This is a genomic window from Vibrio floridensis (assembly GCF_021852965.1).
Classification (GTDB): domain Bacteria; phylum Pseudomonadota; class Gammaproteobacteria; order Enterobacterales; family Vibrionaceae; genus Vibrio; species Vibrio floridensis.
Genome location: NZ_JAKGCY010000001.1, coordinates 209,808 through 235,341, shown reverse-complemented (window position 1 = coordinate 235,341; position 25,534 = coordinate 209,808). Strand labels below are relative to the sequence as shown.

Here is a 25,534-nt window from a genome sequence, read left to right as displayed (position 1 = left end):
GCTAGCTAAACACCGTTTTCAGACGTTCAACACGATTAAACAGCAGCCAATCGAGTAGCAACGCCACCACAATACTTGCACCCGCCAGCGGGAAGAGCACGCCGATCACCACGAGCGTCACCAACGCTGTTTTCCACACGCCATCGCTGGCAAATTTTGCGGGCACGCCAAGCTTACCCTGACCAACAGGGCGACGAAGCCACCACATGATTCCCCCTGTCACGGCAATCACCACAAAGCCCAAACACAATAACGCGTTGGCCACTTTATTGAACACACTGATGTCTCCTTGGTGCAGCGCAATCCCTGCTGCCATGGCTTTGGCGACGAGGTTGTAATCTTCCCATGTTACATCGGCCAATAACGCACCACTGTATTGATCGAAATGGCTGGTGCGATCCTGCGTTGGGTCGATAATGTCACCGCTCATGGTGTTGGCGGAAAGGGTAAAGACGCCTGTCTCTGAGCGAGGAAAATTGAGTTTGTAGTGGGTAAATCCTAACTCACGCGCTTTGCTCACCATGGCATCAATGCCAATGTTTTCCATCATGGTGTGATGCTCTGAATCCGCCATGTTGCTGTGATCGTGAGAGGCTGGCAGTGGCGTTTGTTCCAGATTCCACGGCATTTCTTCTTCGCTGCCGTGGTTCAGATCTTGGTGTGTGAGGGTAGAAAACGGCACATCGTCCCATTTCTGCGCAGGAAAGCTACTCCAAGGTTGCACAAACTTGCCTCCCCAAATGCCTGCCCACGCCAAGCCGGAAAGCAAGAAAAAGAGCAGAACAACGCTGGTTAGCCCACCGAGGTTGGCGTGCAGATCTCGCATCATCACGCGCTTGCCTGAGTTCAAACGCAGGCGCAAAAAGCCCGCACGGCTGGCATTATCTCGTGGCCACCACAAGTAAATCCCCGTCACCAGTAACAAAATAGACAAACTGGCCGCCACTTCGATGAGGTAATCGCCATACTCCCCCATCAGCAGCTCTCCGTGGATATCATTCGCCAATTGGTACCAACTGTCGCTGCGATCAATCGTGCCAAGCACCGCGCCAGTGTAGGGATCCACCGTGACAAAACGTGAGGTGCCGTCGGCAAACTTGACGTTAAAACGGTTGGCCAAATCGACCTGTTTCGCCGGCACAAATTGGGTAACGGTGCCCTCGGGATAACGCGCTTGCACGTTGGCCAGCTGAACAGATGGCAATACCTCATGATGTTGAGGCGTAACTTGAAGAATAGATTGATAGCGAGCAAATTCGATTTCATCATCAAACAGCATCACAAGCCCAGTGACACTGAGCATCAGCATAAAGGGGATAACAAATAGCCCGGCATAAAAATGCCAACGCCAGGTGAGAAAGTAGCGAGATTTTGCACTCGAGCTGGGTTTGGCGGTCTTAGAGTGATCGCTCAACATTTTATAAATTCCTTTTGCGAACGCTAAAAAACACCGTGACCGAAGAGGAAACAGTGCGCTTTGAGCGTGTTGACTTTACTTAAATGAGTGTTGTTTTAGGTTTTGTATTAAGTCAGCGTCGTGAAAGGAGGCGCGCGCGGAACTTGTCTTTCAAATCGTACACTTAGAGCCAAAAAAGTGTAGCTGTCTGAAATAACCAAGCTCTGTCGTGTAAGAACAAGTGCAGTTGGAAGCGAATCTTGGTGGAAGGTAGAAAAATGGCTAAATGGACAAGGCTTACCACTGTGGGTAGGCACCTCTTCGCCTTCTTCTATTTGAACCAGTTCAAAGCCATTAACGGTACACAGCGTCGCCCATACGCCTGCGCTGCTACCATGAGCATTGATAACAGGCATTAGCGTGACTAGTACCCAGCTTAACGCGGTCGCCACGAGCATTGAACGATGGAAAGAAGAGAAACGCATCATAACCGTTGTTTAACAATTTGCTCGAAATGTTATAGCAAAGCGTCAATACTTGCAAAATGGAGGTGAATAAGTGATTCGTTTATCACAACAAATAGAGGCCAAAAACGAGATTGTCTGCTGCAAAAGGTGAACCCTTTTCTGAGTCCCACAAAAAAGAGCTCATCCGTTATGAGCTCTTTCGGGTTAATCAGGACATTCAAGAGTGGAGGTTAGCTAAACAACTTACCCCAGATGCTGGTTTTCTTCTTCTCGTGGTACTCTTTACGCAGCTCATCCACTTCAACCAGTGCTTGCTTGGCGGCCTCAAGATTTCCCTGAGCCAGCTCACCGTTGACTTTGTCCAGCGCAATGGTCAGCTTGTTGAAGCCTTCTTGGTACAAGTCATTTTTTTCTGGTGCGTATTCACCGGTTTTTGAGTTTTCCACCAAAGTGATCAGCTGCTTAACCGCCGCTTGCATTGACTCAATATCCTGCGCTTCTGCTGCTTGACGAAACTCCAGCTTCATCTCTTTCATGTTGGCTTTCAAATCGACTTTGGTTTCTTCGCTTGCCAATCCTGAAAAAGAGGCCAATACCAAAACTGAACCTAGCAGCACTTTACTTAACTTCATTACTTCTCCGAGTTTTGTTGTGGTTATTTTGCGCTGCAAGTGTACTCTATGAGCCTCGATAATAGGGTAAAGAAATTGTAAATATCACTTACGGAGAGAGGCAAATTCTTCAATCACTCCACGTCCCCTCAACTCAAGAAAGTTCAGGAACTGCTCTGGGCTGTGCGTGATCACTTGACGGGAATCGATATCGAGTGAAGTCAGTAGCTCTCTAGCGAGATCCAACTTGCCAACATCGTGACAAAAATGTGCATCACTGCCCGTTGTAAAGTAGACGCCAAGCGCTTTACCCACTCGCGCAATCTCATAACAGCGCTCAACACTGCCGACTCGGCTATGCCCTTTCAACGTGGAATTATTGATCTCGATGGCCACGTTATGTTCTTTAGCGCAGAGCAATACCGCATGGAAATCAAAATCAAAGTGTGGATTACCCAAATGCCCCAACGCATCAACACGACCAGATTGAATCACATTGAGCAATGCTTGGGTGTGCGCTTCTTTATTGGAAGGAGCAAAAACAGGCTCATGGAAACTGGCTATCGCCCAATCCAAATTGGGGTCCACGCTGAGAGGGAGGTCAATCTCTCCTTCGGTATTGAGAATATTGGCTTCCACACCGCGTAAAATCGCCACGCCTTCGAGGAAACGAGGCAAGACACGTTGGTTGGCGAAAAACCAATAGTGAGGCGCTCCGGGCATGGATTCTGCATGGTCGGTGGTACAAAACATCGCCAAGCCGTTTTCTTTCGCGCTACGCGCATTTTCAATCAGCGTGCTATAGGCGTGGCCACTCGCATAAGTATGGCTATGTGTGTCGATCTTCAGTTCCATTTCACTTCTCTAGTTCACTTAATCGGATTGACATCGATATTGTACGACACTTCGTAGCGCAACGATCTGATGTGAAATAAGTTTACTCTTCACTCAGCGCTTTTATCAGGGGAAGCGCCTTTTCCCAACCATGATTGAACATGGAAACAAAATCGCTGTGTGTCGTGATGGTCACCATCAACAGTAACCTGCCGTCTTTCGGGCGAAGTTGGTAACGTTCCGTAGAACCAATCCATTTCATCGCCACATCGCTGTCGATATCTTGAATATGGTCAGGATTAAAGATGGCAACATGATGAAATTCGATGCGTTGTTGAGGCTCTATTGCGTCAATGACCGCTCGCGTGCCGCCCATGTCTGGGTCAAAAAATTTGATATCTTCGCCCTCGCGCCAAACACCGTCGAACTGCGATTGTGGAGAAAACGCTTTAGCCCATTGCTTATAAAGCTCAAAATCGGTGAGCACTTGCCACACTTTTTCTGCGTTGGCCTCGATTTCGATATGATAATTCAGTGTCAACATCCTTTTGCCTCCTTGCTTGCCTAGTAAACACGCTAGCGTATATAGGCTAAAAATCAACCAGTTATTTTTTGGCAAGCCGGATAATTTCGACAATACTTATTCAAAGTAACTACCATGTCTCGATTTGACTGAACACCCCCTAATGGTTTGAACGGGTGACAGTAACGAGTTTGTTGATGCGAACCCGGAGCGCTCATGAAGAAACAACGTTACCCTCTGAGTATTCATATCACTAGCCTGTTCCTCTTTCTTACCACTATCGTGGGCGTGGCTCTTATTGCGATCAGCTACACCCATTCCCAAACTCTGTTAACCAAAACGGCTGAAAGTTTAAGTAACGAACACGCCCATAAATTGGAATCGGCTTTTCAGACCTCGGTGGGGCCCATTTTGACCACACTCGATTTTATGTCGGTCAGCTCCTTTCTCGAGGACTATAAGCAGCCAGAGAAATTCAAGCCTTGGTTAGAGACGCTTGCACACATTTTTGAGGAAAACCCAAATCTTGTCGCGCTTTACCACGCCTCCGAAACGGGGATGTTTACGCAATATCGAATACTGAGCTCACCGGAAATACGCAGCAGTTTTGACGCGCCAACCAATACCTTTTTTTTGATCAATAATACAGATGTCGATGGCACCAATGAGTTCATTTACCTTGATGATCAGTTCAAGAAAATCGCGCAAAAGAAAACCAGCGACAACACGCTTGACCCACGAGTGAGGCCTTGGTTTATCAACGCTGAACGCGACGGAGAAATACGACTCACGGAGCCCTACTTCTTCTTTTTTCTCAAAACCAACGGCGTAACCCTATCGAGACGATCAGCAAATGGTCAATACGTCGTTGGTGCAGATTTCACATTAGCCAGCCTCTCGAATCAAATTAAACAATTGGCCTATTCTCCACAAACCCGCTTGGCATTGTTGGATAAAGAAGGCCGACTACTGGCGCAACATCAACTGGACATTGACCCATCGACAGCGTTTGAACAGCAGCAAACAGCACTCAAACAGAGTATTTTTTCCCCTTTGCTCGCCAACCTCGGCATGCAGGACCCTCAATTCAAAACAACGGAATTCGACGGAGAGGATTGGTCGGTAACTTTAACGCCCGTGCATTTGACCAACAAAGTGCAGCTTTTCCTAGCCGAAGCTTCTCCAACAGAGGAAATCTTGGCGGATCTTCTCTCGATGCGCGACAAGCAAGTCATTACCGCCGTTTTGCTCCTTGCCGTCTGTTTTTGTATCGTCTGGTTGGTGGCAAACCGCTTAGCAAAACCCTTGCAGAATTTGGTTTATCTGACCGATAACATTGCTCGTTTCAACTTCAAACGAACTCGTTACCCGCAAAGTCTAATCAAAGAGGTATCCAACCTAACCAGCTCCATAGAGCTGATGGAACACACACTGCACGACTTACTGCGCTTGCTGCGGGATACCGCTGGTAATCAAGAGTTTGCCGTACTAGCGAAGACCATTGCACATCAGGCCTATTTAGTCACCAAAGCCGAAACCATCCTTTTGTACATCAAGTCCGAAGAGGAAAATAAGCTGGTACTTGCGGCCAATCATGCCATCATTCCGTTCAAGGTCGATATTAACGAGTTTGTCAGCGAGACCCCTTGGCTGATGGCGCAGCTTAAGGAAGGCGATACGATTCATTTAGATAGAGACACCAACGCCCTGAAACGCCATCAAGATACCATTTTCAACTCCGATGTTTTCCTCTTTCCGTTACTCAACCGCGAGAAGCAGCTCGTTGGGATTGTCACTGTGGGTTACGAGCGTCCACCGAGTGAAACCCAACTTGCCAAGCATGCTTTTTTAAGAGAGCTACTCAGCTTTGCGGAAATCGCCAAAGACAACATCGACCAAATGCAGCAACAAAAAGAGATGCTCAATGCCTTTATTGAGCTGATCGCATCCGCCATCGATACCAAGTCGCCCTACACTGGTGGCCATTGTCAACGTGTGCCGCAGTTAGTCACTTGGTTAACCGAAGTCACCGAAGGTGACAACAAGTACTTTCCAAACTTCCATGTCAACAATAAACAGTGGGAAGAGATCAAACTCGCTGCTTGGATGCACGACTGCGGTAAAGTCACCACGCCGGAATATGTGGTGGACAAAGCGACCAAACTTGAAACCATTTACGATCGCATCCACGAGGTGAGAATGCGCTTTGAAGTGCTGAAACTGCAGGGTGAAGTCGACTATTGGAAGGCGAGATACAAAGGCGAAGACCCCGATGCCGCGAAAGCGCACCTCACCACCTTACACCGCCAGCTGGATGAAGAGTTCGCATTTGTCGCCCGCTGTAATGTGGGCGGAGAATCGATGGACGAAGCGGATATCCAACGCCTAAAAACCATCGCGGGAAAAGAGTGGAAACGAACTCTTGATGACCAACTCGGTATCTCTTGGATAGAACAGCAGCGCCACACCCACAAACCTGAACTGCCTGTCATGGAACCACTTTTAGCCGACAAAGAAGTGCACAAAGTACCATGGGAAAACAACATCAACCCAACACAAAGTTGGCAACGAGATTACGTACTCACTCCGGGTGAATATAAGTATGATCGTGGCGAATTACACAACTTAACCGTGCGTTACGGCACGCTCACAGATGAAGAGCGTTTCATCATCAATGACCATATTATCCAGACGCAAATTATGCTTAATCGACTGCCTTATCCTGAGCATTTGAAAAACATTCCGGAGATTGCTGGCGGTCACCACGAACGCATGGATGGCAAAGGCTACCCGCTTGGCCTAAATGAAGAGCAGCTTTCTGTGCCAGCACGCATCATGGCCATTGCCGATGTGTTTGAAGCGTTGACCTCCAGCGATCGCCCATACAAAAAAGGCAAATCATTGGCGGAGTCACTCGACATCATGACCAATATGGCCACATCAGGTCATATTGATCCTAAACTCTACGTGCTTTTCCTCATCCACAAGCTCGACCAAAAATACGCCAATGCGTTTGTTGACCGGAAACAGTGGTCTGAAATTGACCGTGAGACACACATTCAGAAAGTAAAAACGTATATGAGGCATCAGTTTTAAGATTCGTAAGTCAGAGGGCGAGAACATCTACACTCGTCTTTCTGGCCCTAAGGGTGCTCTAGCGCGCCACTTTGGCCAAAAAGCATTCACAACCGTGGCACTGATGATCATTGCAAGTCCACTGACCTGCCACACTGTGAATGTCTGTTCAAAAAACAGCCATTGCCATATCGCGGTAAACAGCAAGTTTGTAAAAATCAGTGGCGCTAATTCGGAACCACTTTGAGCCAATCGATACGCTTTTGAACGGTTCACCTGCGTATTGATGATCAAAAACGACATCAACAGCAAAGATGCAATGACTGGCGCATTCCACCACGCCTGTACTACCTCCATACTTGCCCCCCATTCATAAGCAACCACAACGGGAACAAGCAAACCGGCCGCTGCACTAAAGGTCCAAAAGTTGATCTCTTTGGGTGTCATACTGCTTTTGCTCGCCCGATACAGAGTGAGCTGCGAGCCTGCATTGAAAAGTCCACCCGCGAGCCCCGCCAAGATCTCTGGTCGCCATTCAATTTCACCATTGTGACCCGCCAACAAAATTACTCCCATGAAAGTAATCGCTAACAAAGTCAGAGTCATGAACGAAAGGGGCGATTTAAAAAACGCGCGCTCCAGTAGCGGCATGAAAAGGGGACCAGTGGCAAACAACACCACACTTTCCACTAGACTTAAATGCTGCAACGACCAAAGAAAAAACAGTTGGCACAAGGCAATGCACGCGGCACGGATCAACAGCGCAGATATCTCCTCTTTTTTCGGCCACTTAAGTTTAGTAATTCTTAACATAAAAAGCAGGATAACAGCAGGAAGTGCGAAGCGAATAAAACTAAACCACTCAACGGGAATAAATGTCACCAATGCTTTGGATATCAGCCCTGTCACCGATAAACTCATTGTTGACAAAAGCATATAAATGACAGACTTTTCTAGTGTAGGCATAGGACCACTCCTCATAATGTGGCCAATTTTAGGCACAAAGCGTCTGCGTGAATAGCGAGTAATTTTGACCATATCTGTAAGGAAAACTAACAATGAGAAAGCAGATTCCTTTGAAATCTATTTACGCCTTCGTTGCTGTCGCTGAAACTGGCAGCATGACAGAAGCGGCTCAGGTACTGCATGTTAGTCATTCTGCCATTAGCCAAGCCATCAAATCACTTGAAACACAACTCAACAGAACACTTTTTGAACGAGTAGGGAGACAGGTCGCGCTTAATGCCAGCGGTAGGAAATACTACAAACAAGTGGCCCCCGCATTGGAACAAATCGTCATCGCAACAGAACAACTGGCGGCAGAAAACAACCTTGGCCGACTGACCTTAAACATGGTCAACTCACTGGCTCTGCATTGGTGGATACCTCGTTTGGGCGATTTTCAGCTACATGCCCCACAGCTTGATGTTCGCCTTTCCAACTTACCCGGTGTGTTTAGCTTAGAGCAGCAGGGCATCGATGTTGCTTTGGTTCACGGCACACCAGACGAATGGCAAGAATACTATTGCGAAAAGCTGGCAGATGATGAGTTGATTTTAGTCTGTAGCCCAGAGCTGGCCGCTCGTTCCTCGTCAGTCGACTTGGCAGAGATTTTACGCCAATCAAGAATCATCACCGTGAGTAATGAACGCCGCAAAAACGACTGGGAAATTTGGTGCCAAGCACAGCAAATCACACTACCGGCAACCGATAGACATTTGCAGTTTTTGGTTTCTGCGCAAGCCGTGCAGGCAACGATCCGCCGCTTGGGCGTACTGGTGACGCACAAACTGTTTGTAAAAGATGACATTGAAGCGGGTTTACTGACCCAAATAGGAGAAACCGTGTGCAACCCTTATCAAGCCTTTTACTGGGTTTGCTCACCAAACAAACTGAAACAAGAGAGTACGATGGTGTTAAGAAGTTGGGTAAAACACGCATTTAGTCGTTGAGTCGATTCCATACTTGCCATTGCCTAGCAGTAAAGCTAGATTGGTTCCCATTTCCTCCATGAATATTTTAAAACCACTTTTCAACCAATATAGAGGGAAACACGATGATCGTAACCACAACTCAGCACATCGAAGGCAAACGCATTATTGCTTACAAAGGGGTTATAGCGGGCGAAGCGATTCTCGGCGCCAACTTGTTTAAAGATCTGTTTGCGGGCATTAGAGACATGGTCGGTGGGCGCTCTGGAACGTATGAAAGAGAACTCGAAAGAGCAAGAAACATCGCCTTCCAAGAGCTAGAACAGAAAGCGCGGGAGCTGGGTGCTAATGCGATAGTGGGGGTTGATATCGACTATGAAGTCTTAGGCCAAAGTAATGGCATGTTGATGGTATCTGCAAGTGGCACCGCGGTTGTTATCGAATAAAAATTCAGAATTTCCCTAACAAACCGAGATTCTACTCCAAATAATTTGAATTTTTTTTGAACTTTAATCTTAGGGCATTTACATCTAGGAAGAAAACCGATACAACGTCGCTATATCCAATGCGATGCACATTTACGGCGCTTTCGCTTGCGCGTCTGGAATAGGCCGAGTTCAATTGAACTCGGCCTTTTTACTGTTCAATTAGCGAGCACGAAGCTTGTTGTGTTTTTTCACTTTTTTCATCGCCATTTGCTGCTTCAGTGGCGACAAATAATCGATGAAAAGATTACCAGAAAGATGGTCAATCTCGTGTTGCATCACGATCGCTAGAAACTCGCTGGTTTCGATTCGCAATGGTTTACCATCACGATCGAGCGCTTCCACGACCACCGAAGTGTAACGCTCAACATCGGCGTAGTAGTCTGGTACCGATAGGCAACCTTCTTGACCCATCTCTTTATTGCTGCCGCTGACCACTTTTGGGTTCACCAGCACTAGCGGCTCATCGCGATTTTCTGACAAATCAATCACCACAATGGCTTCTTCTCGGCCAACTTGCGGCGCCGCTAAGCCCACACCATTATCCGTTTCGTAAAGCGTCTCTAGCAGATCGTCGATTAGAGTTTGCACTGCAGCAACATCCGTTACTTCTTTAGATTGAACGCGTAGTCGTGGATCGGGTGCGGTTAAAATTTCTAAAACAGCCATGGGGTCCTTGAATTATCCGTTGAATAAAAATAACGCGGCGTAAGATAGTGGTTTCTCCCGCCGTTGTAAACCTCAGGTTAACGCCAAATGCTTTCGCCAACGGCATTGAACACACATCATCGAAGCGAAAAATGGCACAAAAACTTGAAAAATGAGAAAAAGAAAGCCAGTCGTCGAGACTGGCTTGATTGGTACCACTAACTCATCATTAGAACTGGCCTAAATAGGCCCACTGATGGTTGCTTGAGTTATTCTCCGTTGGCCAAGGGAAGTAACCGTAACTGGTGGTTTTTAGACGGTAGTAATGGTAGCCGCCACGGAAAGCGTATTGATAAATATCATTCACTTTGCCTCGTTGACCATCACTGCCCCAAACGCCCATCGCATCTTGTTGGTACCATTCCAACAGAGCGCGTTCAAAACTCGCCAAATCACGATTGAGTTCATCCAGATAAGCTTTAATGGCGCTGTCACTACCCAAGAAATACCAATCTTGGTTTGATGCAGCGTTGGTTGGGAATGCCTCTCCTTCGCCAGGGCGTTTCTGGATGAAGTAGTGATTTTCACCCTCGATTTGCCCAACAAAAACGGCGTTTTCCGTACTCCCCCACGCGGTGCTGTGGCGCTCTTCCCAACTCAATAGACGAGAGGCAGAAAAATAGCGTTTCACGCGCTCTTCGATGCGGAGACCTTCTGCACGATCGAAGGCAATCGGGTTGAAGGTGAAGTTCACGTAGTCATCTGCAGAGCCGAGGTATTTCCAATCGCCATTGCTGGTTTGATTGGTCGGGAAAGCCTGAGCCTCCACGGTGCGCATAACAAAATAGTCGCGGCTGCCCGTTTCTGGATTCGCGAACACATACAGCGCGCCTGCTCGACGTTCAGCGTGAGTTACGCCATTGTTGAGCAATCCACGGCCATAATGCTCAGCAACAAACGCATCAAACTGAGCAATGGTCGCGAAGTCTTCGTTTAGGAGCGTGTCGTTTTGCGCAAACGTTGGGGCCATGTCGACCACTTGGCTGTAACCATACTCTTGGCCAATGATGATCGGCCCTTTGAGATCCGCAATCGGTGGATTTTGCTCAGGGGTGAAGCGCGTTAGCTCAGTCTCACCATTTCTGTCTGAACAGCTTAAACGGGCCTGCGTTGGCACACCATTATCCATCGCTAAGTTAACGTGAAATTTGTTGCTGTCATTAACGCTATGACGAGAGGCATTCAGTACCACTCGCTCACTGGCACCATTAGCAAACTCGACATCTAACTGGCACTGACCTTGAGTCTGGTAGCTAGGGCGCAGCACTTCATCACCACGTAGCGCGTAGCGCCAGGTCTTGCCATACTTATGCATCACGCCTGAGATTTGCTCACAGTTGTTACCCACCACAAAACCCGCACCATCGTGATCGGTGCCTGACTTATTGAGTGTACAGAGCGTCACTTCCCCCACCTCTGGTGTAGGCGTGTACGTGACCGCACCACGACCGTACTTGGAAAGCAACTCATAGTCACCTTGCGCCGATGTCATGTTGGAATTAATGTGCCATTGGAGATCACGGCCAGATGAACAACGATCGGTGCTTTGATCCACACCGCCAACAAAGACAGCGCTGTCACCGTTTGCCGCTTGGAAGGTAAACTTACACACACGTTGCTGCTCACCATCCATGCGCAAGGTTTGCCAACTATCACTCTCAAGCTCCGCTGGGGTTAAATCTGCCACAGGCTGCCAACCCTCTGGCTGGAACGCCCCTTGAACGCCTTGCGGCAGTTCAAACACATTGCCGTAATTGGAGTAAACCAGCGGATAAATTTGGCTTGGGTTTTCGTTATATGGGTCATAAATACCCAATAGCGTCATCACAGCTACACCCGTTTGTTGTGGTTTAGGTGTGTCGGTCTCGACCGTTTGATAGCGCTGCGCGGCCTGATCCCACTGCACATAACCGCTCGGGCTGCTGTTATCAAGATTAAAACCGTTATTCATCCAACGCTGCGCTTTGCGCGACTGTGCAGGGTGCTCAAGGGTAAAACGGCTAATCGTACCCACTCTTTCATTTTCACCACCATTTTGCGCATCACGCATAAATCGGAATGCATCTTTGAATGGCGGTACAATGTCGTCCCCTTGTTGTTGGGTATACACATCGCCTGTCCAATGTAGGTTGCCGATAAAACGTTGATGGAAAGCATCCCAACCCCAGCCCGATTCCATATCGTGAATCGACGCCATATACGGCCAATGCCCCAATCCATAGTTGTGGCCAAGTTCATGTGACCATTCATTACCCGTGGTGGCTTCTAGCGTGACAATACCACCGCCACCACTGCCCCCATGCACAATCACTTGCGGTAAATCGGTGTCTTTTTTGGTGTAAACCCCAACGTTGGTATGGGCAGTAATGTGATTGAAGCGTCGGTTGTACTGCTGTGAGTAACCTGCGCTGGTTAAAATGCCGACGTTGGCATTGTTGATGCCCGTTGAAACCATGGCTTTACCAATCGCTTCGCGCATATCGCCACTGTGCCAACCACCAGTGCTGGCACTTTTATCGGTGTACACCACGCCGTTTGGCATCGTCACCATCGGAAAATGCGCTGGCGTGTAATCGGCCATCACCAACTTGGAGGCAGGGATCTTCTGGAAGTAATCCGCTGCAAGCGTCGGTAAGTTTTGGATCATGGTATTGCGATTGCGCGGCTCGATAAGCATGCCCATGTCGATGTTTTGGATCACCAACTCTGGCGCGCCACCAAATTGGATCTCCCCTTGGCTCAATACCCCTTCACGGCCTAAGTTGTCGGTCAAGCGCAGCGATAGACCCGGCTTCATCCAGTTCCATTGCAGTGGCAGCGACCAAGCATGATGAGAAAACACCACTTTCATGCGTCCATTGTCAGGCTGATCCGACGCAGCCAGAGCGCTTGGCGGCAACATCAAGCTGCTGTGAATCACCTCGCCATCAAGGAGCACTTCTGCACGCACTTGGTTGATCTCTTCGCCTTGCGATGGCGTGAAAAGCAGCATCGCTTCGCGGTTCATGATCACATCCAAATGGCCTTGCCCTGTCAGCTCATTGCCATTTGGCGCGACCGAAGTGTGCGTTTGCGTGATGCCCAAACCGCCTTCTAAACTGCCTTGCAAATGGTTAGGCGTTGGGATCTCATCGGCAAAGCCAACGCGAGAGGCTTGAGTGGTGAAACGCACCACCTGTGGCTCGGCGCAATCCACTGGATTGCAAGAACGCAGCGCCATCTCATATTGTGTTTCAGGCTGGAGCCCACCGATGAAAAAACCCGCCGAGACGGCGTCATAATGGCGAACATCCTTGCCGTCACTCACATTGGTCAAGGTCAGCTGCGTCGTGTCCGACTCGTTTTGACCTAACCAATCAAACGATACGCCCACATCCGAGACACTCGATACCGTGACAGAATGGATGGCAGGCTTCACCAAAGCACCACAATCGTTGGTTTCTGTTCGGTAAATAACATCACGCTCCCAAACGTAACTGCCATCTGCACGCTTCGATCCGTGTGCCGCAGGTATGTATTCAACAAAACAGCCTTGCTCATCCGATTCGTAAACACCGAATTCAAGGCTCATCAGGTAAAAACCACCGTCGTACATCATGAATTCCCAGCTTTGATCGACAAAATCGATCACATTACGATACGGTGTGTCATCGCCGCCTTGGTAGGGCAAAAATGGGAACTTAAGATCATTTTTGTAGCTAAGACGGTACTCAAAACCCCGGTAATTGATCCAACGTTCGCCATTGCGTTCAAACACGCCTTCGCCGCGTTCAGCCATCGCTTTGATCGATTCCAGACGCTCGACGGTTTTCTCTCCGATCTGTACCAGCGTCAACTCAGGTTGCGCCCACACAGCAGTGCTTCCCAATAGCCCCGCTATGAGAAGTGTCAGTGGTTTTTTCTTCATGATTGGCTTATCTCATTATTATTTGAATAGATTGAGCCCAAATTTAGGCAACACTAACCCACAATATCTCTCTGAAAATCTAAGAAATATCGTTATTAATAAGTAGGTTAGGATTTAATTATCATTTATGAGACAAGCAACTTAAAAATGAAGATTGAACGGAATGAGAGTGCAGTTCCAAAATGCCATACTGAAAAGATTCAATCTGAGAGGTTCAGTCAATAATTCATTGGATTTATAAATACCATGCAATTCAATAATTTATGTTATTTTAGCGCACAAAAATCACCATGAGAAATGGGTGAGCAGCTTCATCTCTTCTCGGCTTAGGTATAGAATACCAAGGCCGAGGCGAACTCGAACCAATAAGCAGAAACAGCCAGTATCTCGCTTGCTGAGTATCCCGTCCGAACCTCTCATTTGTTTAGCAGACAGACCACGCCCTTTCTCTCCCATTCATTCGGTGTGGTAACCCTGAAGAAAACTTGGAAACTCGCCATGAGCCTATTTGAGAATCTCTCCATCATCTTTGCCTTGATCTTAACCAGCTGCTTTTTTTCTATGTCGGAAATTGCACTTGCCGCCGCCAGAAAAATTCGCTTAAAGCAGCTTTCTGACGAAGGCGATGTGCGCGCCACCAATGTGCTTGAACTGCAAGCCAATCCGGGTAACTTCTTTACTGTGGTGCAAATTGGCCTCAACGCTGTTGCCATCATGGGCGGTATCGTCGGTGAATCTGCGTTTACCCCTCACATCCGAGCCGCTCTTGACGGTATCGTCCCTGCGGCTTGGTTGGCACAGGTGAGTTTTTTCCTCTCCTTCTTTTTAGTCACCAGCATGTTTATTTTGTTTGCCGACTTAATGCCCAAACGCATCGCCATGGCGGTGCCAGAAAAAATCGCCATGACCTTGGTCGGCCCGATGTTGGTCTGTATCACCATTCTCAAGCCATTTATTTTTGTCTTTAACGGCTTAGCCAATCTGATTTTCCAACTGCTGAGCATTCCTGCTGAGCGTAACGACGACATTACCTCTGACGATATTTATGCAGTGATGGATGCGGGCGCTGAAGCGGGCGTGCTCGATCGTGGCGAACAAAAAATGATGGAAAGCGTGTTTGAAATGCAGTCTGTGCCCGTCACCTCAGCCATGACGCCACGCGAAAGCCTGACCTTCCTGTCGCTTGAAGACGATGAAGAGACGCTGAGAAAGAAAATCGCCGAAGATCCTCACCACAAGTTTCTGGTGTGTGATGGTCAACTCGATGCCATCAAAGGGTACATCGATTCCAAAGAACTGCTTACTCGTTTGATTAACGGGCACACATTAAACGTCAAAGACAGCAGCATGGTGCAGAGTTGTCCGATTATTCCTGACACTTTGAGCCTCTCTGAAGCGTTGGATTACTTTAAAAATACCCGCGCTGACTTTGCCGTGATCATGAACGAATACGCACTGGTGTTGGGCATTGTCACTTTTAACGATCTGCAAAGCGCCGTTATGGGCACTTGGGTGCTGGCCGAAGGCGAAGAGCAAATCGTTGCACGCGACCCGAACTCTTGGTTAGTGGATGGCGTGACGCCAATCACCGATGTGATGCGTGCGTTGAACATTGATGAGTTCCCACACCCGCAGAACTACGAAACCATTGCTGGTTTTATGATGTACATGCTAAGAAAGATCCCACGTCGAACGGATGCCATCATTTACTCTGGTTACAAGTTCGAAGTGGTGGACATTGATAACTACAAAGTTGACCAACTGCTGGTTACTCGTGTGGAAGTGGAGACTCATCCAAGCCACGAGGAGTAACGTCAACACTCACAACCCATTTCATCAGCCATTGCCCTTCGCTTTGGCTGATTTTTTATCTGGTGTAAACGACCACAATAAGAAAGAAGCCCCATTCGTCAGGGGCTTCTTGGTCGTATAAAATGCCAGTTCGCTTAGAAGAAACCTAACGGATTCACATCGTAGCTAATCAGCAAGTTTTTGGTATTTTGGTAGTGATTTAGCATCATCTTGTGAGTTTCACGACCAATGCCCGATTTTTTGTAACCACCAAATGCGGCGTGTGCAGGATATGCGTGGTAGCAGTTGATCCAAATCCGGCCCGCTTCAATGTTACGCCCCATGCGATAGGCTAGGTTTTGATCGCGAGTCCACACACCAGCGCCTAAGCCATACTCAGTGTCATTGGCAATGGCCAGCGCTTCAGCTTCGTCTTTAAAGGTTGTCACCGCGATCACCGGGCCAAAAATCTCTTCTTGGAACACACGCATTTTGTTGTGACCTTGCAGCAAAGTCGGCTGGATGTAGTAACCGGTCGCTAGATCGTTTTCTTGCTTGGCAATCTCACCACCAAACACCACTTTTGCCCCTTCTTGGCGACCGATTTCCAAGTAGCTCAATATCTTATCAAACTGCTCTTGCGACGCTTGGGCACCCACTTGAGTGTCGGTATCAAGCGGGTTGCCCTGTTTGATGCTCTTGGCACGCTCTGCCACTTTGGCAATGAACTGATCGTAAATCGACTCATGAACCAGCACGCGTGAAGGGCAAGTACACACTTCGCCTTGATTAAAGAAGGCAAGTAGAGTGCCCTCAATGCATTTGTCCAGATAAGCATCTTCATAATCAAACACATCAGGGAAGTAGATGTTTGGCGACTTACCGCCGAGTTCCACCGTTGATGGAATCAAGCTTTCCGCGGCACATTTAAGTATGTGATTACCCACTTCGGTTGAGCCGGTAAACGCCAGTTTGGCAATGCGATTGCTGGTGGCTAGTGCTTGGCCTGCTTCTGCGCCAAAGCCGTTGACCACGTTGACCACGCCAGCGGGAATGAGATCACCAATCTTTTCCATCAGCACCAGAATTGAGGTCGGTGTTTGTTCTGCTGGTTTAAGAACCACGCAGCAGCCTGCCGCTAACGCGGGTGCCAGTTTCCATGCCGCCATGAGCATAGGGAAGTTCCAAGGGATGATCTGCCCAACCACGCCAATCGGCTCTGGGAAGTGGTAGCTCGCGGTATTGGCATCCAGCTCCGCAGCGCTGCCTTCTTGCGCACGAATACACCCGGCGAAATAGCGGAAGTGATCGACCACCAGCGGTAAATCTGCCGCCAGCGTTTCACGTACAGGTTTGCCGTTTTCCCACGTTTCCGCCACCGCCAACTCTTCGAGATGCGCTTCAATGCGATCGGCGATTTTCAGCAAGATATTGGCACGCTCCGTCACGCTAGTTTTCGCCCATTGATAACGAACGCTGTGCGCCGCATCCAAGGCCAAGTTAATGTCCGCCGCGCTTGAGCGAGCCACTTTACAATAAGCCTGACCGTTAACCGGCGAAATATTATCGAAATACTCACCGCTCACCGGTTTCACCCATTCCCCGCCAATGTAGTTGTCATAGTGGCTTTTGAAATTCACGACAGCGTTTTCACTACCTGGTTGTGCATAAATCATAACTCGTCCTTTTGTTTCTCGTTTGGTTTAAAACACAGTGTCGATTCGCACTGCTTTACCTAAGCCATAACGCAAGTCACAGGCCAGAAACACAACGCTTGTTGTTAATTAAATGTAAAACTATGATTACCAAACGATAACAACTTAGGTTTGTCGAGAATGGAATAACGAGTGGCGTGATACGCGCTGTTCAACTGTTCCAAATTGGTACACCCAAACTGTGGCAGAATGGAACAGTATGCAACTTCAACATGTTAGCAAGCCCAACTGGCTGAACAGCTCGTGGGACAGAAGTGAACAAGCCGGTTTAAAACAGCGTCGTCGCCCTGAGGATGTTCGGCTAACCCCTGCAATGCTAAAAGATCGCCAGCAACAGCACCATGGCCTCATTGAGGCGGTAACACAGCTTGCTCTGCCTCTGTTTAACCAACTGTTTGCTCACACTGATAGCCGTTTGATTCTAACCGACAACCAAGGCGTGATCATCGGCAGTTGGGGACAACCCAAGTTTCGTGAAAAACTCACCGAGATCGCTCTGAGCTCCGGCGCTTGTTGGCAAGAGCGATTGAAAGGCACCAACGCCATTGGCACCGCTTTGGTTGAGGCAAAACCAGTAAGCGTGATTGGAGATGAACACTTTATCCAACATCACCGTTTTATTAGTTGCTCAGCCAGCCCACTGTTTGATCATACGGGTACGCTCATTGGCATCTTGGATATTACCAGCGAACAGCAACAGCACGATTTCTCTACCCAAGTATTGGTACAAAACATGGTACAACTGGTTGAAAATCAGTTACTCAATCAGATCCCAGATGGTCATTTTCGAGTGGATCTTGCTTGTGAGAAATCTCTGCTCAACAGTGGCTGGCAGGGCATCTTGATTGCCGACGAATCGGGACAAATTTTGGCTCACAACCAAGTGGCAGGACAGTTGCTGGCACAGGAGATTGTCATCGGACGCTCGCTGGAGGCCATTTTAAACCAAAACAAAACCACACCCACTTTGGTCTTTGAAACAAAAACCCTCATACGCCAACAGCGCCGCAGCCGCACCATTAGCCCATCAAACGATCTGCACTTCGGAGATAGCCAAGTAGAACACTGTTGGCAACAAGCCAATCGCGTCATCGATAAAGACATTCGCTTACTGATCCTTGGCGAAACGGGGGTGGGTAAAAACGAATTTGTCAAAGCACTGCACAAAAATAGCCAAAGAAAGCAAGGACCGTTAGTTGCCGTTAATTGCGGGGCGTTACCCAAAGACCTAATTGAATCCGAACTGTTTGGCTACGCCGCAGGGGCGTTTACGGGGGCAAATAGCAAAGGCTACCAAGGTAAAATTCGCCAAGCAGACAAAGGCATTCTTTTTCTCGATGAAATTGCTGATTTGCCATTAGAAGCACAGAGCCGATTACTGCATGTGCTGCAAGACAACACCGTACTGCCGATCGGTTCGAATCAAAGCGTACAAGTAGACACTCAGATCATTGCCGCCACACACAAAGATTTGGATCAGTTAGTGCAGACTGGTCAGTTCCGCCAAGATCTTTACTACCGTTTAAATGGATTGGTCATCGAACTGCCTCGCCTTGCCAAGCGCTGCGACAAACAAGCTTTAATTGAGCATATCCATCGTCGCTACAGCGAACCAGAGCAGCAACTTTGCCCTCACTTAATGACTCTTTTACTCGCCTATGATTGGCCGGGCAACCTACGTGAGCTCGACAGCATGTTGAAAGTCGCTGCTCTCATGGCACAAGGGGAGCACTTACTGACGTTTGACCATATTCCACCTCATTTGGCCAATAAGCTTGGACAAATCCCAGCACTGACGGCCACTGAGGAACAACACGTCAAAAACATTCGATCAACCGTCGAAGAGTCACTGGTTAACACCTATCAGGCCACACAAGGTAACATCAGTAAAACATCACGACTGCTTGGCATCAGCCGGAATACGATCTATCGCAAACTCAAAGCACTTGGGATGCTGAGCTAAACATCGCTCTTATGTTGGTGCGCTCGTTCGGGATCTGGACACAAGGATGCTTATTTGTCTGTACGGGAAAATTGCTCGATTGGGTTCTCCCCCGAGTAAAACATGTAACAGTTTTTCCCAGCGAGCTTCGCTTGATACATGGCTTGATCGGCTCGGCGAATGAGCACATCAGAATCGAGATTTTCTTCGCCAAAGTACATCGAAACACCAATACTGGCGGAGAGAGAAATCTGATTATGGCCAATCGAGATAGGGTGACACACCGATTGTAAAAAACGCTGCGCAATGGGTTCAACGTCATAACTGTCACGCACATCGGGCATCAAAATGATGAACTCATCGCCACCCAATCTCGCCAACGTGTCGCCTTCTCGTACCATATCTTTCATTCGTGCGGCCACGTGATAGAGCACATCGTCACCCGCATCATGGCCATAAGTGTCGTTCACTTGCTTAAAGCCATCAAGATCGAGAAACAATACCGCTAAATGGTGTTTATAACGGCGTGAACGCTCCATCGCATTGAGTAATCTCTCTTTAAGCAATAAGCGATTGGGGAGCTCTGTCAGAGGATCGTAGTGAGCGATTTTTTCTAACTGAGACTCATGCTCTTTCAACGCGGAAATATCCGAGAAAAGCGCCACAAAACGAACTTCATCTTCACGCCTGTCTTCTACTTTGCTGATGGTCAGCAGATCGGGGCGCACCTCGCCATTTTTACGTCTGTTCCAAATTTCGCCACGCCAGTAACCACGTGAAAGCAGCAACTCCCACAGGTCATGATAAAAATCTTCATCATGCATACCCGATTTCAGCAACTTAAGCGTTTGGCCTTGCAGCTCCGATTTTTCGTAGCCCGATATATAGGTAAACGCCTGATTCACATCAACAATGCTGCCTTTGCTATCGGTAATCACAATGCCTTCATGCACATACTTAAATACATTGGCAGCCAACTCGAGCTGCCGTTCACGTGCCTTACTTTCGCTGATATCCACATGAGTGCCAAACATCTCGAGCGGTTTGCCATCTTCATTCCATTGCGCCACTCGACCACGATCCATCACCCAAACCCAATGGCCATCTTTGTGCTTCATTCGCACTTCACATTCGTACATATCGGTTTTACCTGCGAAGTAGTCCGTCAAACGGCGTTGGGACATTCTGAGATCGCTCGGATGCACATACTTGAGCCAAGTTTCGATCGAAACCGGTGAAATCTCTTCTAGCGTATAACCAATGATTTCTGCCCATCGACCGTTAAAACGCGTCTCTCCCGTTTCAACGTTCCAATACCAAGTACCCGCGTTGGTGCCACGAATCACGTTCTCTAGCCGTTCATGCTCCACATGCAGTTTGTCTCTTGTCGCGGAGATGACTTCCAACATGCCGTTGACGGTTTGCGTCAACACTTTCAGTTCAGAGTAGGGTGACACTTTAAGCTTATTGAGGGGCAATCCATCGCAATCACGTTGCGTCAACGAATGCGAAAGTTGATTCAGCGGTCGAATCAAAATCCACTTGATACCGAATAAAGAGAGGCAAGTTTGCAACACCACCAGTAAGAAGATGGTGGCGACAATGTTGAGCAAAAGATGGCGTTTTTCCAACAACAAAAGCTCTCCCGTCACATAGACATCAACACGCCCAATCGACTCTCTATTCTGGTTATAAATCGTCACGCTCTTTTTGTACAAAGCGTTGTCTAAGATGGGCTGTTGTTGAAGTAGATTTGGTTGATACTCGACAATTTCGGAATACGGTAATTTCACGTAGCCAGTCACGTAACTCTGCTGACCAGTGAGTTCCGTCATTTGGTAGTTATCGACCAAGATGGCGAGTAACGCATAGTGATTGGACGTGGTCAGTTCGGTATAAAGCAGTTTGTCATATTCGTGGATCTGATAACTTTCGATGTAACCGGCGATGGTTGAGCTTAAACGTGTGGCACTCTCCTCCGCTTGGCCACGAATTTCATTTTCCATATGCTCGCTTCTTAAGGAGTAGCTGTACACACCATAAAGAACGAACACCACAGATGAAGTAAAAATCAGGCTGACACTGAGAAACAGGGTTAGTGAACGTTTACTATGAAGAGAAGCCAGCCAATCTCTCATCAGTCACCCTCATCTTGGCCAAGCACATTGCGCGTTATGGTGGCAAGTAACTGTTCCACATTGGTGCTCGACACCGCGAGTACGTCGATTAACTGCTTTTTGTTGACGGACATTCCTTCTAGATGCATGTGCATAGCCATAACGGCCTTCTCTCCCATCAGAAATGGCTGCTGCATGCCAGCACCGACCAACTGGTGCTTGCGAATCATCTCGACAAATTCAGGTTCTGCATCAAAACAAATCAGCATCACTTGATCCTTTCTCGCCAATGAATCAATGGCATCGATGGCAGCTTGGTAGCGATCCGAGCCTTGCAACCAGATTGCTCGTATCTCTGGGAAGTCATGCAGTAGCTTCTGGGTGTAAATGTAGGTCTCTTGATAACTGAAATCGCGTTGCTGAAAGATAGCCGCCACGCGTAAACCTTCCTCTTTCGTCGCCTCTAAGAATCCGTCGGTACGCTCCATGCCGTTGCGCCTTTTTTGCGGAATGGCGATGACCCCAACTTGACCATTCGACCAGCCTTTGTTTTCCATCGCACTGGCGAGGATCTTGCCCAGTTGATACGCACCAGAATAGTTATCGGATTCGATGTAACTGACATACTGGCCGCTCTCTGTGCCAATATCGCTAATAACCACTGGAATGTTCGCTTGTTCGGCCATTTTAAGAATGGTGACCGCCGCAGAAGAATTGGTGGGTGAAACAATGATTCCAGCAGGTTTCAGATTGATCGCTTCAATCGCGTTTTCAAGCTCTGTCTTGGCGTCGTTTTCGGCACTAAACACCACCGAGTGATAACCCAGTTGCTGAGACTTATCCTCAATCCCTCCCCACATGATTTGCCAAAATGGAATGCGCATGTCGGAAACCAAATAGACGAGGGTTGGATTGCTTGCACTAACCCAAGATGAAAAGAACAACAGGATCATTAGCATGAGATGGCGCATTCCGATGCTTCCTCCGAGCAACTTAGTTATAGGCACGACGTACTGCTGACCTTTTAACTATATACCCTGCCCCAAATCAGCTCGGATTTTTTAACCACAATTTGACATACATCATAAAGCAATCGGTTTCATATCTTTTTTAGGTGCATTTTTAAGAAAAAGCACCCTCTTTAGCGGTGTTTACCAGATAAATAACCGCACAAAATAAATGGACTTAAAGATAAAGGGGAGGAGCTAGGGACTAGGGGCTAGGGGCTAGGGGCTAGGGGCTAGGGGCTAGGGGCTAGGGGCTAGGGAAGAAGATAGAAGATAGAAGACAAAAAGAAAAGCAGACAAACCGTGTTATCTGCTTCCATACTAGCGATACGAGAATGGCGACTAAATCGGCTCTCCCGCTTCATCTTCCTCCACAATATCGGTTTCCAACGCTGCCTCCGCCAACCAACGTTGGATTGGCGCACTCGCCAGCACCTTGTTCTGATAAAGCTGAGCGGTTTCCGAGAGCGGGATTTGATACGTTTCAAAACGCAGCGCCACAGGCGCGAACATCGCATCGGCAATTGACCACTCGCCAAACAGCCAAGCATGAGGGTGAGCCGCCATCTGCTGCGACCAAATTTGATCAATGCGCGCAACGTCTTTCCCAGCTTGCGCTGAAAGCATCACTTTGCGTTTTGCCCGACAGTTCATCGGCAGCTCATTGCGCAGAGCTTGAAAACCCGAATGCATTTCACACGCAAGCGCACGTGCTTTGGCTTTTGAGGCGCGATCGTCAGGCCACGCTTTACCCGCCAGTTGTGTTTCATTGACGTACTCCAAAATGGCCAAAGAGTCCCAAACCGTGCACGGCCCATCCACCAGCGTCGGTACTTTCGCCGTTGGCGTAATGCCTTCCAGAGCTTGATAAAACTCAGGAGTGAACAGCGCCAGTTTTTCCACTTCCACCTCAAGGTTGTAAGTGGCAAACATCACCCATGCTCTGAGCGACCAACTCGAGTAGTTTTGATTTCCTATGTACAACTTCATCGTCATTCCCTGCTATTTCTGTTAAGTTCAATCGCAGATTAGGTCAACTTCCTTGCCACGACCAACGGATAGTTTTGATACAACCTATTTAAAAATACGATGGATTAGACTCAATATGGATATTGAAGCACTACGCAGTTTTCTTGCTTTTGTTGAGACGGGCAGTTTTACCCGCGCAGCCAAACAGATCAGCCGTACTCAGTCGGCGTTCAGCGCCCAAATGCGAAAGCTCGAAGAAGAAATCGGCGCAGAGTTGTTCATCAAAGAAGGGCGTTATTTAGTACTGAGCGATGCGGGTATTCGCCTCACTTCTCACGCTCGTCAACTCGTATCGCAACATGATCAAACCCTCTCGGAGCTCAAACATTTTCAAGATAAACGCCCGCTGCGCTTGGGCTGCCCTGAAGATTACAACGAGAAAGTGCTCCCCAGTTTGATTGCCCTGCTCCATGAGGCACAACCCACATGCTCTATCCAAGTCTTTAGTGAGCCGAGCATCGAACTGAGAAGAAAGCTTGATGCGGGCGAGCTGGACTGCGCCATTTTAACTCGCGCGCCAAACAGTGAAGAAGGCTATTGGCTCACTTCCGATCAAGGGGTGTGGATTGCCAGTCAAACCTTTTGCGTCGAAGCCCACTCAGCCCTGCCCCTTGCTCTTTTTCAAGCGGATTGCAAATATCACGCGGCGGCGATTGATGGCCTCACCAAACGCGGCCAAGCTTTCCAACTACTGGCTTGTTGCAATACCGCATCGGCACAGCGCGCTTTGGTTGAGCAAGGGCTTGCGATTGGTGCGATGGGAAAACTCAGCATGGGTGACAAAGTGAGGCTGTTAAAGGATTTTCCACCACTGCCTAAGGTCGACATCGTGTTGGCCGTGTCTGCAAAATCGCACCCATTGTTGAGTCAAACATGGCTGAAACAGCTTGAAAAACAGTTCTCTGACAAATTGCTTGCTCGTCATTAGGGGAGGCGTTTTCGCGTCACAAAAACTCGGCTAATTCATTCCTGGAAGCAAAAACAAAAATATAAAGAGACTTGAGCCACGGTGGTGAATCGGTAAAAATCAGTGTTTAGTCGATGCGCAAGATGGGCACAAAGCGAGATGACGATGGATCTAAACTTACTGAAAACCTTTGATGTGGTGATGAAAACGCGCAGCGTAAACGAAGCAGCAGAAACGCTCGGCATTACCGCCCCAGCGGTCAGCCACGCTCTGAACCGTTTGCGTGATCAGTACCAAGATCCGCTCTTTATTCGCCAAGGTCGTGGCATTACGCCAACGAATTTTGCCATCGAGCTGCATGCCGAGATCCAAGAGCCCCTTAGCCTGCTGCTTAATGGCGCTAAATCCCGTCAGCAGTTTAATCCTGACACCAGCCATCGTACTTTTCGTCTCTCCAGTCATAAAGACATCGATTTAATGCTGCTGCCTCCCTTGATGGATCACCTCGCGCAGCACGCTCCAAACGTCAAGCTCTGTGCCGATGTGGAACATTTAGACGAGCGCGATCGCCAAGCGGATTTGCGTACCCGCAAAGTGGACATGATTCTCGCCACTGTGCCGTTTGATGAACACGGTTATCACAACGAATTGTTGTTCGAACTGCCTCTGGTGATGGTGTGCCGCCAAGATCATCCACGCATTCAAAACGCCATCACTCATCAACAGTTTTTTGCCGAGCAGCACTTGTTGTGGGAAACCAAAAGGCAAAACCAAGACATCGTTGACTCACTGGCGCTGGAGCCACAACCACAAAGAAACATCGCCTATAAAACCGGTTCCAGCTGCAACGCCATCATGCTGGCAGCACAAACCGATTGGATCTGCGTCACTGGCCAATGGCATGCCGATTTGATGGCCAAAGCGCACCAACTGCAAGTGATGCCGCTGCCGTTTAAGCTTAATAAGTTGCCTATCTACATGACATGGCACCATAGCCAGCAACAAGATTCCGGACATCAATGGCTTAAGAGTGCTCTGATGCAAGCAACTGCGACATTTCGTTAACGATGTTGAAGGCTAACGCCAAAG

General features: G+C 48.3%; 19 protein-coding genes. 7 read left to right on the top strand and 12 right to left on the bottom strand.

Going from position 1 to position 25,534, the window contains the following annotated elements; genetic code table 11:
• Position 1: 1 nt before the first annotated feature.
• The 5 genes from LZU85_RS00970 to LZU85_RS00950 all read right to left on the bottom strand — a co-directional run bounded on the left by LZU85_RS00970 (position 2) and on the right by LZU85_RS00950 (position 3,852).
• Positions 2-1,417, bottom strand: coding sequence for a PepSY-associated TM helix domain-containing protein (locus tag LZU85_RS00970; RefSeq protein WP_237286138.1), 1,416 nt, complete (start codon positions 1,415-1,417; stop codon positions 2-4).
• A gap of 107 nt (positions 1,418-1,524) precedes the next feature.
• Positions 1,525-1,881: a hypothetical protein gene (locus LZU85_RS00965; RefSeq protein ID WP_237286473.1), complete on the bottom strand. Its 357-nt coding sequence runs from the start codon at positions 1,879-1,881 to the stop codon at positions 1,525-1,527.
• Positions 1,882-2,093: 212 nt separating this feature from the next.
• On the bottom strand, positions 2,094-2,495 hold the full coding sequence (locus tag LZU85_RS00960) for a cytochrome b562 (protein WP_176297895.1): 402 nt from the start codon (positions 2,493-2,495) through the stop codon (positions 2,094-2,096).
• An 84-nt stretch (positions 2,496-2,579) separates the two neighbouring features.
• Positions 2,580-3,329, bottom strand: a complete 750-nt coding sequence (locus tag LZU85_RS00955; protein ID WP_176297894.1) for a phosphatase — start codon at positions 3,327-3,329, stop codon at positions 2,580-2,582.
• An 82-nt stretch (positions 3,330-3,411) separates the two neighbouring features.
• Positions 3,412-3,852 carry an SRPBCC family protein gene (locus LZU85_RS00950; protein ID WP_176297893.1) on the bottom strand — a complete coding sequence of 147 codons (441 nt, stop codon included), beginning with the start codon at positions 3,850-3,852 and terminating at the stop codon, positions 3,412-3,414.
• Positions 3,853-4,047: 195 nt separating this feature from the next.
• Here LZU85_RS00950 and LZU85_RS00945 point away from each other — a divergent pair, with 195 nt between their 5' ends.
• Positions 4,048-6,927 (top strand): HD domain-containing phosphohydrolase, encoded by a 2,880-nt coding sequence (locus LZU85_RS00945; RefSeq protein WP_237286137.1) that lies wholly within the window; start codon positions 4,048-4,050, stop codon positions 6,925-6,927.
• Positions 6,928-6,954: 27 nt separating this feature from the next.
• Here LZU85_RS00945 and LZU85_RS00940 read toward each other — a convergent pair whose 3' ends face one another.
• Positions 6,955-7,872, bottom strand: a complete 918-nt coding sequence (locus LZU85_RS00940; protein ID WP_237286136.1) for a DMT family transporter — start codon at positions 7,870-7,872, stop codon at positions 6,955-6,957.
• 92 nt (positions 7,873-7,964) lie between these two features.
• Here LZU85_RS00940 and LZU85_RS00935 point away from each other — a divergent pair, with 92 nt between their 5' ends.
• Complete coding sequence (locus LZU85_RS00935; RefSeq protein WP_237286135.1) at positions 7,965-8,858, top strand: LysR substrate-binding domain-containing protein; 894 nt, start codon at positions 7,965-7,967, stop codon at positions 8,856-8,858.
• A gap of 104 nt (positions 8,859-8,962) precedes the next feature.
• Complete coding sequence (locus LZU85_RS00930) at positions 8,963-9,283, top strand: heavy metal-binding domain-containing protein (RefSeq protein WP_176297891.1); 321 nt, start codon at positions 8,963-8,965, stop codon at positions 9,281-9,283.
• Between the two features lie 201 nt (positions 9,284-9,484).
• On the opposite strand, the gene def is transcribed toward LZU85_RS00930, so the two are convergent.
• Positions 9,485-9,991, bottom strand: coding sequence for a peptide deformylase (gene def, locus LZU85_RS00925; protein ID WP_011081780.1), 507 nt, complete (start codon positions 9,989-9,991; stop codon positions 9,485-9,487).
• A 208-nt stretch (positions 9,992-10,199) separates the two neighbouring features.
• On the bottom strand, positions 10,200-13,937 hold the full coding sequence (locus LZU85_RS00920; RefSeq protein WP_237286134.1) for a M66 family metalloprotease: 3,738 nt from the start codon (positions 13,935-13,937) through the stop codon (positions 10,200-10,202).
• Positions 13,938-14,435: 498 nt separating this feature from the next.
• Here LZU85_RS00920 and paeA point away from each other — a divergent pair, with 498 nt between their 5' ends.
• Positions 14,436-15,749: a polyamine export protein PaeA gene (paeA, locus tag LZU85_RS00915; RefSeq protein WP_237286133.1), complete on the top strand. Its 1,314-nt coding sequence runs from the start codon at positions 14,436-14,438 to the stop codon at positions 15,747-15,749.
• Positions 15,750-15,883: 134 nt separating this feature from the next.
• Here paeA and exaC read toward each other — a convergent pair whose 3' ends face one another.
• Positions 15,884-17,404 (bottom strand): acetaldehyde dehydrogenase ExaC, encoded by a 1,521-nt coding sequence (gene exaC / locus LZU85_RS00910; protein WP_237286132.1) that lies wholly within the window; start codon positions 17,402-17,404, stop codon positions 15,884-15,886.
• A 238-nt stretch (positions 17,405-17,642) separates the two neighbouring features.
• Between exaC and LZU85_RS00905 the strand changes: the two genes are divergently transcribed.
• Complete coding sequence (locus LZU85_RS00905) at positions 17,643-19,406, top strand: sigma-54-dependent Fis family transcriptional regulator (RefSeq protein ID WP_237286131.1); 1,764 nt, start codon at positions 17,643-17,645, stop codon at positions 19,404-19,406.
• A 50-nt stretch (positions 19,407-19,456) separates the two neighbouring features.
• On the opposite strand, the gene LZU85_RS00900 is transcribed toward LZU85_RS00905, so the two are convergent.
• The 3 genes from LZU85_RS00900 to LZU85_RS00890 form a co-directional block, all read right to left on the bottom strand.
• Entirely contained in the window at positions 19,457-21,523 is a 2,067-nt protein-coding gene (locus tag LZU85_RS00900) for a GGDEF domain-containing protein (protein WP_237286130.1), read from the bottom strand.
• On the bottom strand, positions 21,523-22,479 hold the full coding sequence (locus LZU85_RS00895; RefSeq protein ID WP_419795954.1) for a substrate-binding domain-containing protein: 957 nt from the start codon (positions 22,477-22,479) through the stop codon (positions 21,523-21,525). The genes LZU85_RS00900 and LZU85_RS00895 overlap by 1 nt, the downstream gene beginning before the upstream one ends.
• Positions 22,480-22,851: 372 nt before the next feature.
• Positions 22,852-23,499, bottom strand: coding sequence for a glutathione S-transferase family protein (locus LZU85_RS00890; RefSeq protein ID WP_237286128.1), 648 nt, complete (start codon positions 23,497-23,499; stop codon positions 22,852-22,854).
• A gap of 115 nt (positions 23,500-23,614) precedes the next feature.
• On the opposite strand from LZU85_RS00890, the gene LZU85_RS00885 reads away from it, so the two are divergent.
• A complete protein-coding gene (locus tag LZU85_RS00885; protein ID WP_237286127.1) occupies positions 23,615-24,466 on the top strand; it encodes a LysR family transcriptional regulator in 852 nt (283 codons plus the stop codon).
• 144 nt (positions 24,467-24,610) lie between these two features.
• The gene (locus LZU85_RS00880) at positions 24,611-25,510 is read left to right on the top strand and encodes a LysR family transcriptional regulator (protein WP_237286126.1); all 900 of its coding nucleotides are present in this window, start codon (positions 24,611-24,613) and stop codon (positions 25,508-25,510) included.
• Positions 25,511-25,534 lie beyond the last annotated feature (24 nt).

Excerpts from the sequence above, each read along its gene's own strand:
- LZU85_RS00885 (WP_237286127.1), top strand. The coding sequence starts at position 23,615 with ATGGATATTGAAGCACTACGCAGTTTTCTTGCTTTTGTTGAGACGGGC.
- LZU85_RS00880 (WP_237286126.1), top strand. The coding sequence starts at position 24,611 with ATGGATCTAAACTTACTGAAAACCTTTGATGTGGTGATGAAAACGCGC.
- LZU85_RS00955 (WP_176297894.1), bottom strand. The coding sequence starts at position 3,329 with ATGGAACTGAAGATCGACACACATAGCCATACTTATGCGAGTGGCCAC.
- def (WP_011081780.1), bottom strand. The coding sequence starts at position 9,991 with ATGGCTGTTTTAGAAATTTTAACCGCACCCGATCCACGACTACGCGTT.
- LZU85_RS00900 (WP_237286130.1), bottom strand. The coding sequence starts at position 21,523 with ATGAGAGATTGGCTGGCTTCTCTTCATAGTAAACGTTCACTAACCCTG.
- LZU85_RS00905 (WP_237286131.1), top strand. The coding sequence starts at position 17,643 with ATGCAACTTCAACATGTTAGCAAGCCCAACTGGCTGAACAGCTCGTGG.
- LZU85_RS00920 (WP_237286134.1), bottom strand. The coding sequence starts at position 13,937 with ATGAAGAAAAAACCACTGACACTTCTCATAGCGGGGCTATTGGGAAGC.
- LZU85_RS00940 (WP_237286136.1), bottom strand. The coding sequence starts at position 7,872 with ATGCCTACACTAGAAAAGTCTGTCATTTATATGCTTTTGTCAACAATG.
- paeA (WP_237286133.1), top strand. The coding sequence starts at position 14,436 with ATGAGCCTATTTGAGAATCTCTCCATCATCTTTGCCTTGATCTTAACC.
- LZU85_RS00970 (WP_237286138.1), bottom strand. The coding sequence starts at position 1,417 with ATGTTGAGCGATCACTCTAAGACCGCCAAACCCAGCTCGAGTGCAAAA.
- LZU85_RS00890 (WP_237286128.1), bottom strand. The coding sequence starts at position 23,499 with ATGAAGTTGTACATAGGAAATCAAAACTACTCGAGTTGGTCGCTCAGA.
- LZU85_RS00945 (WP_237286137.1), top strand. The coding sequence starts at position 4,048 with ATGAAGAAACAACGTTACCCTCTGAGTATTCATATCACTAGCCTGTTC.
- LZU85_RS00935 (WP_237286135.1), top strand. The coding sequence starts at position 7,965 with ATGAGAAAGCAGATTCCTTTGAAATCTATTTACGCCTTCGTTGCTGTC.
- LZU85_RS00960 (WP_176297895.1), bottom strand. The coding sequence starts at position 2,495 with ATGAAGTTAAGTAAAGTGCTGCTAGGTTCAGTTTTGGTATTGGCCTCT.
- LZU85_RS00930 (WP_176297891.1), top strand. The coding sequence starts at position 8,963 with ATGATCGTAACCACAACTCAGCACATCGAAGGCAAACGCATTATTGCT.
- LZU85_RS00965 (WP_237286473.1), bottom strand. The coding sequence starts at position 1,881 with ATGCGTTTCTCTTCTTTCCATCGTTCAATGCTCGTGGCGACCGCGTTA.
- exaC (WP_237286132.1), bottom strand. The coding sequence starts at position 17,404 with ATGATTTATGCACAACCAGGTAGTGAAAACGCTGTCGTGAATTTCAAA.
- LZU85_RS00950 (WP_176297893.1), bottom strand. The coding sequence starts at position 3,852 with ATGTTGACACTGAATTATCATATCGAAATCGAGGCCAACGCAGAAAAA.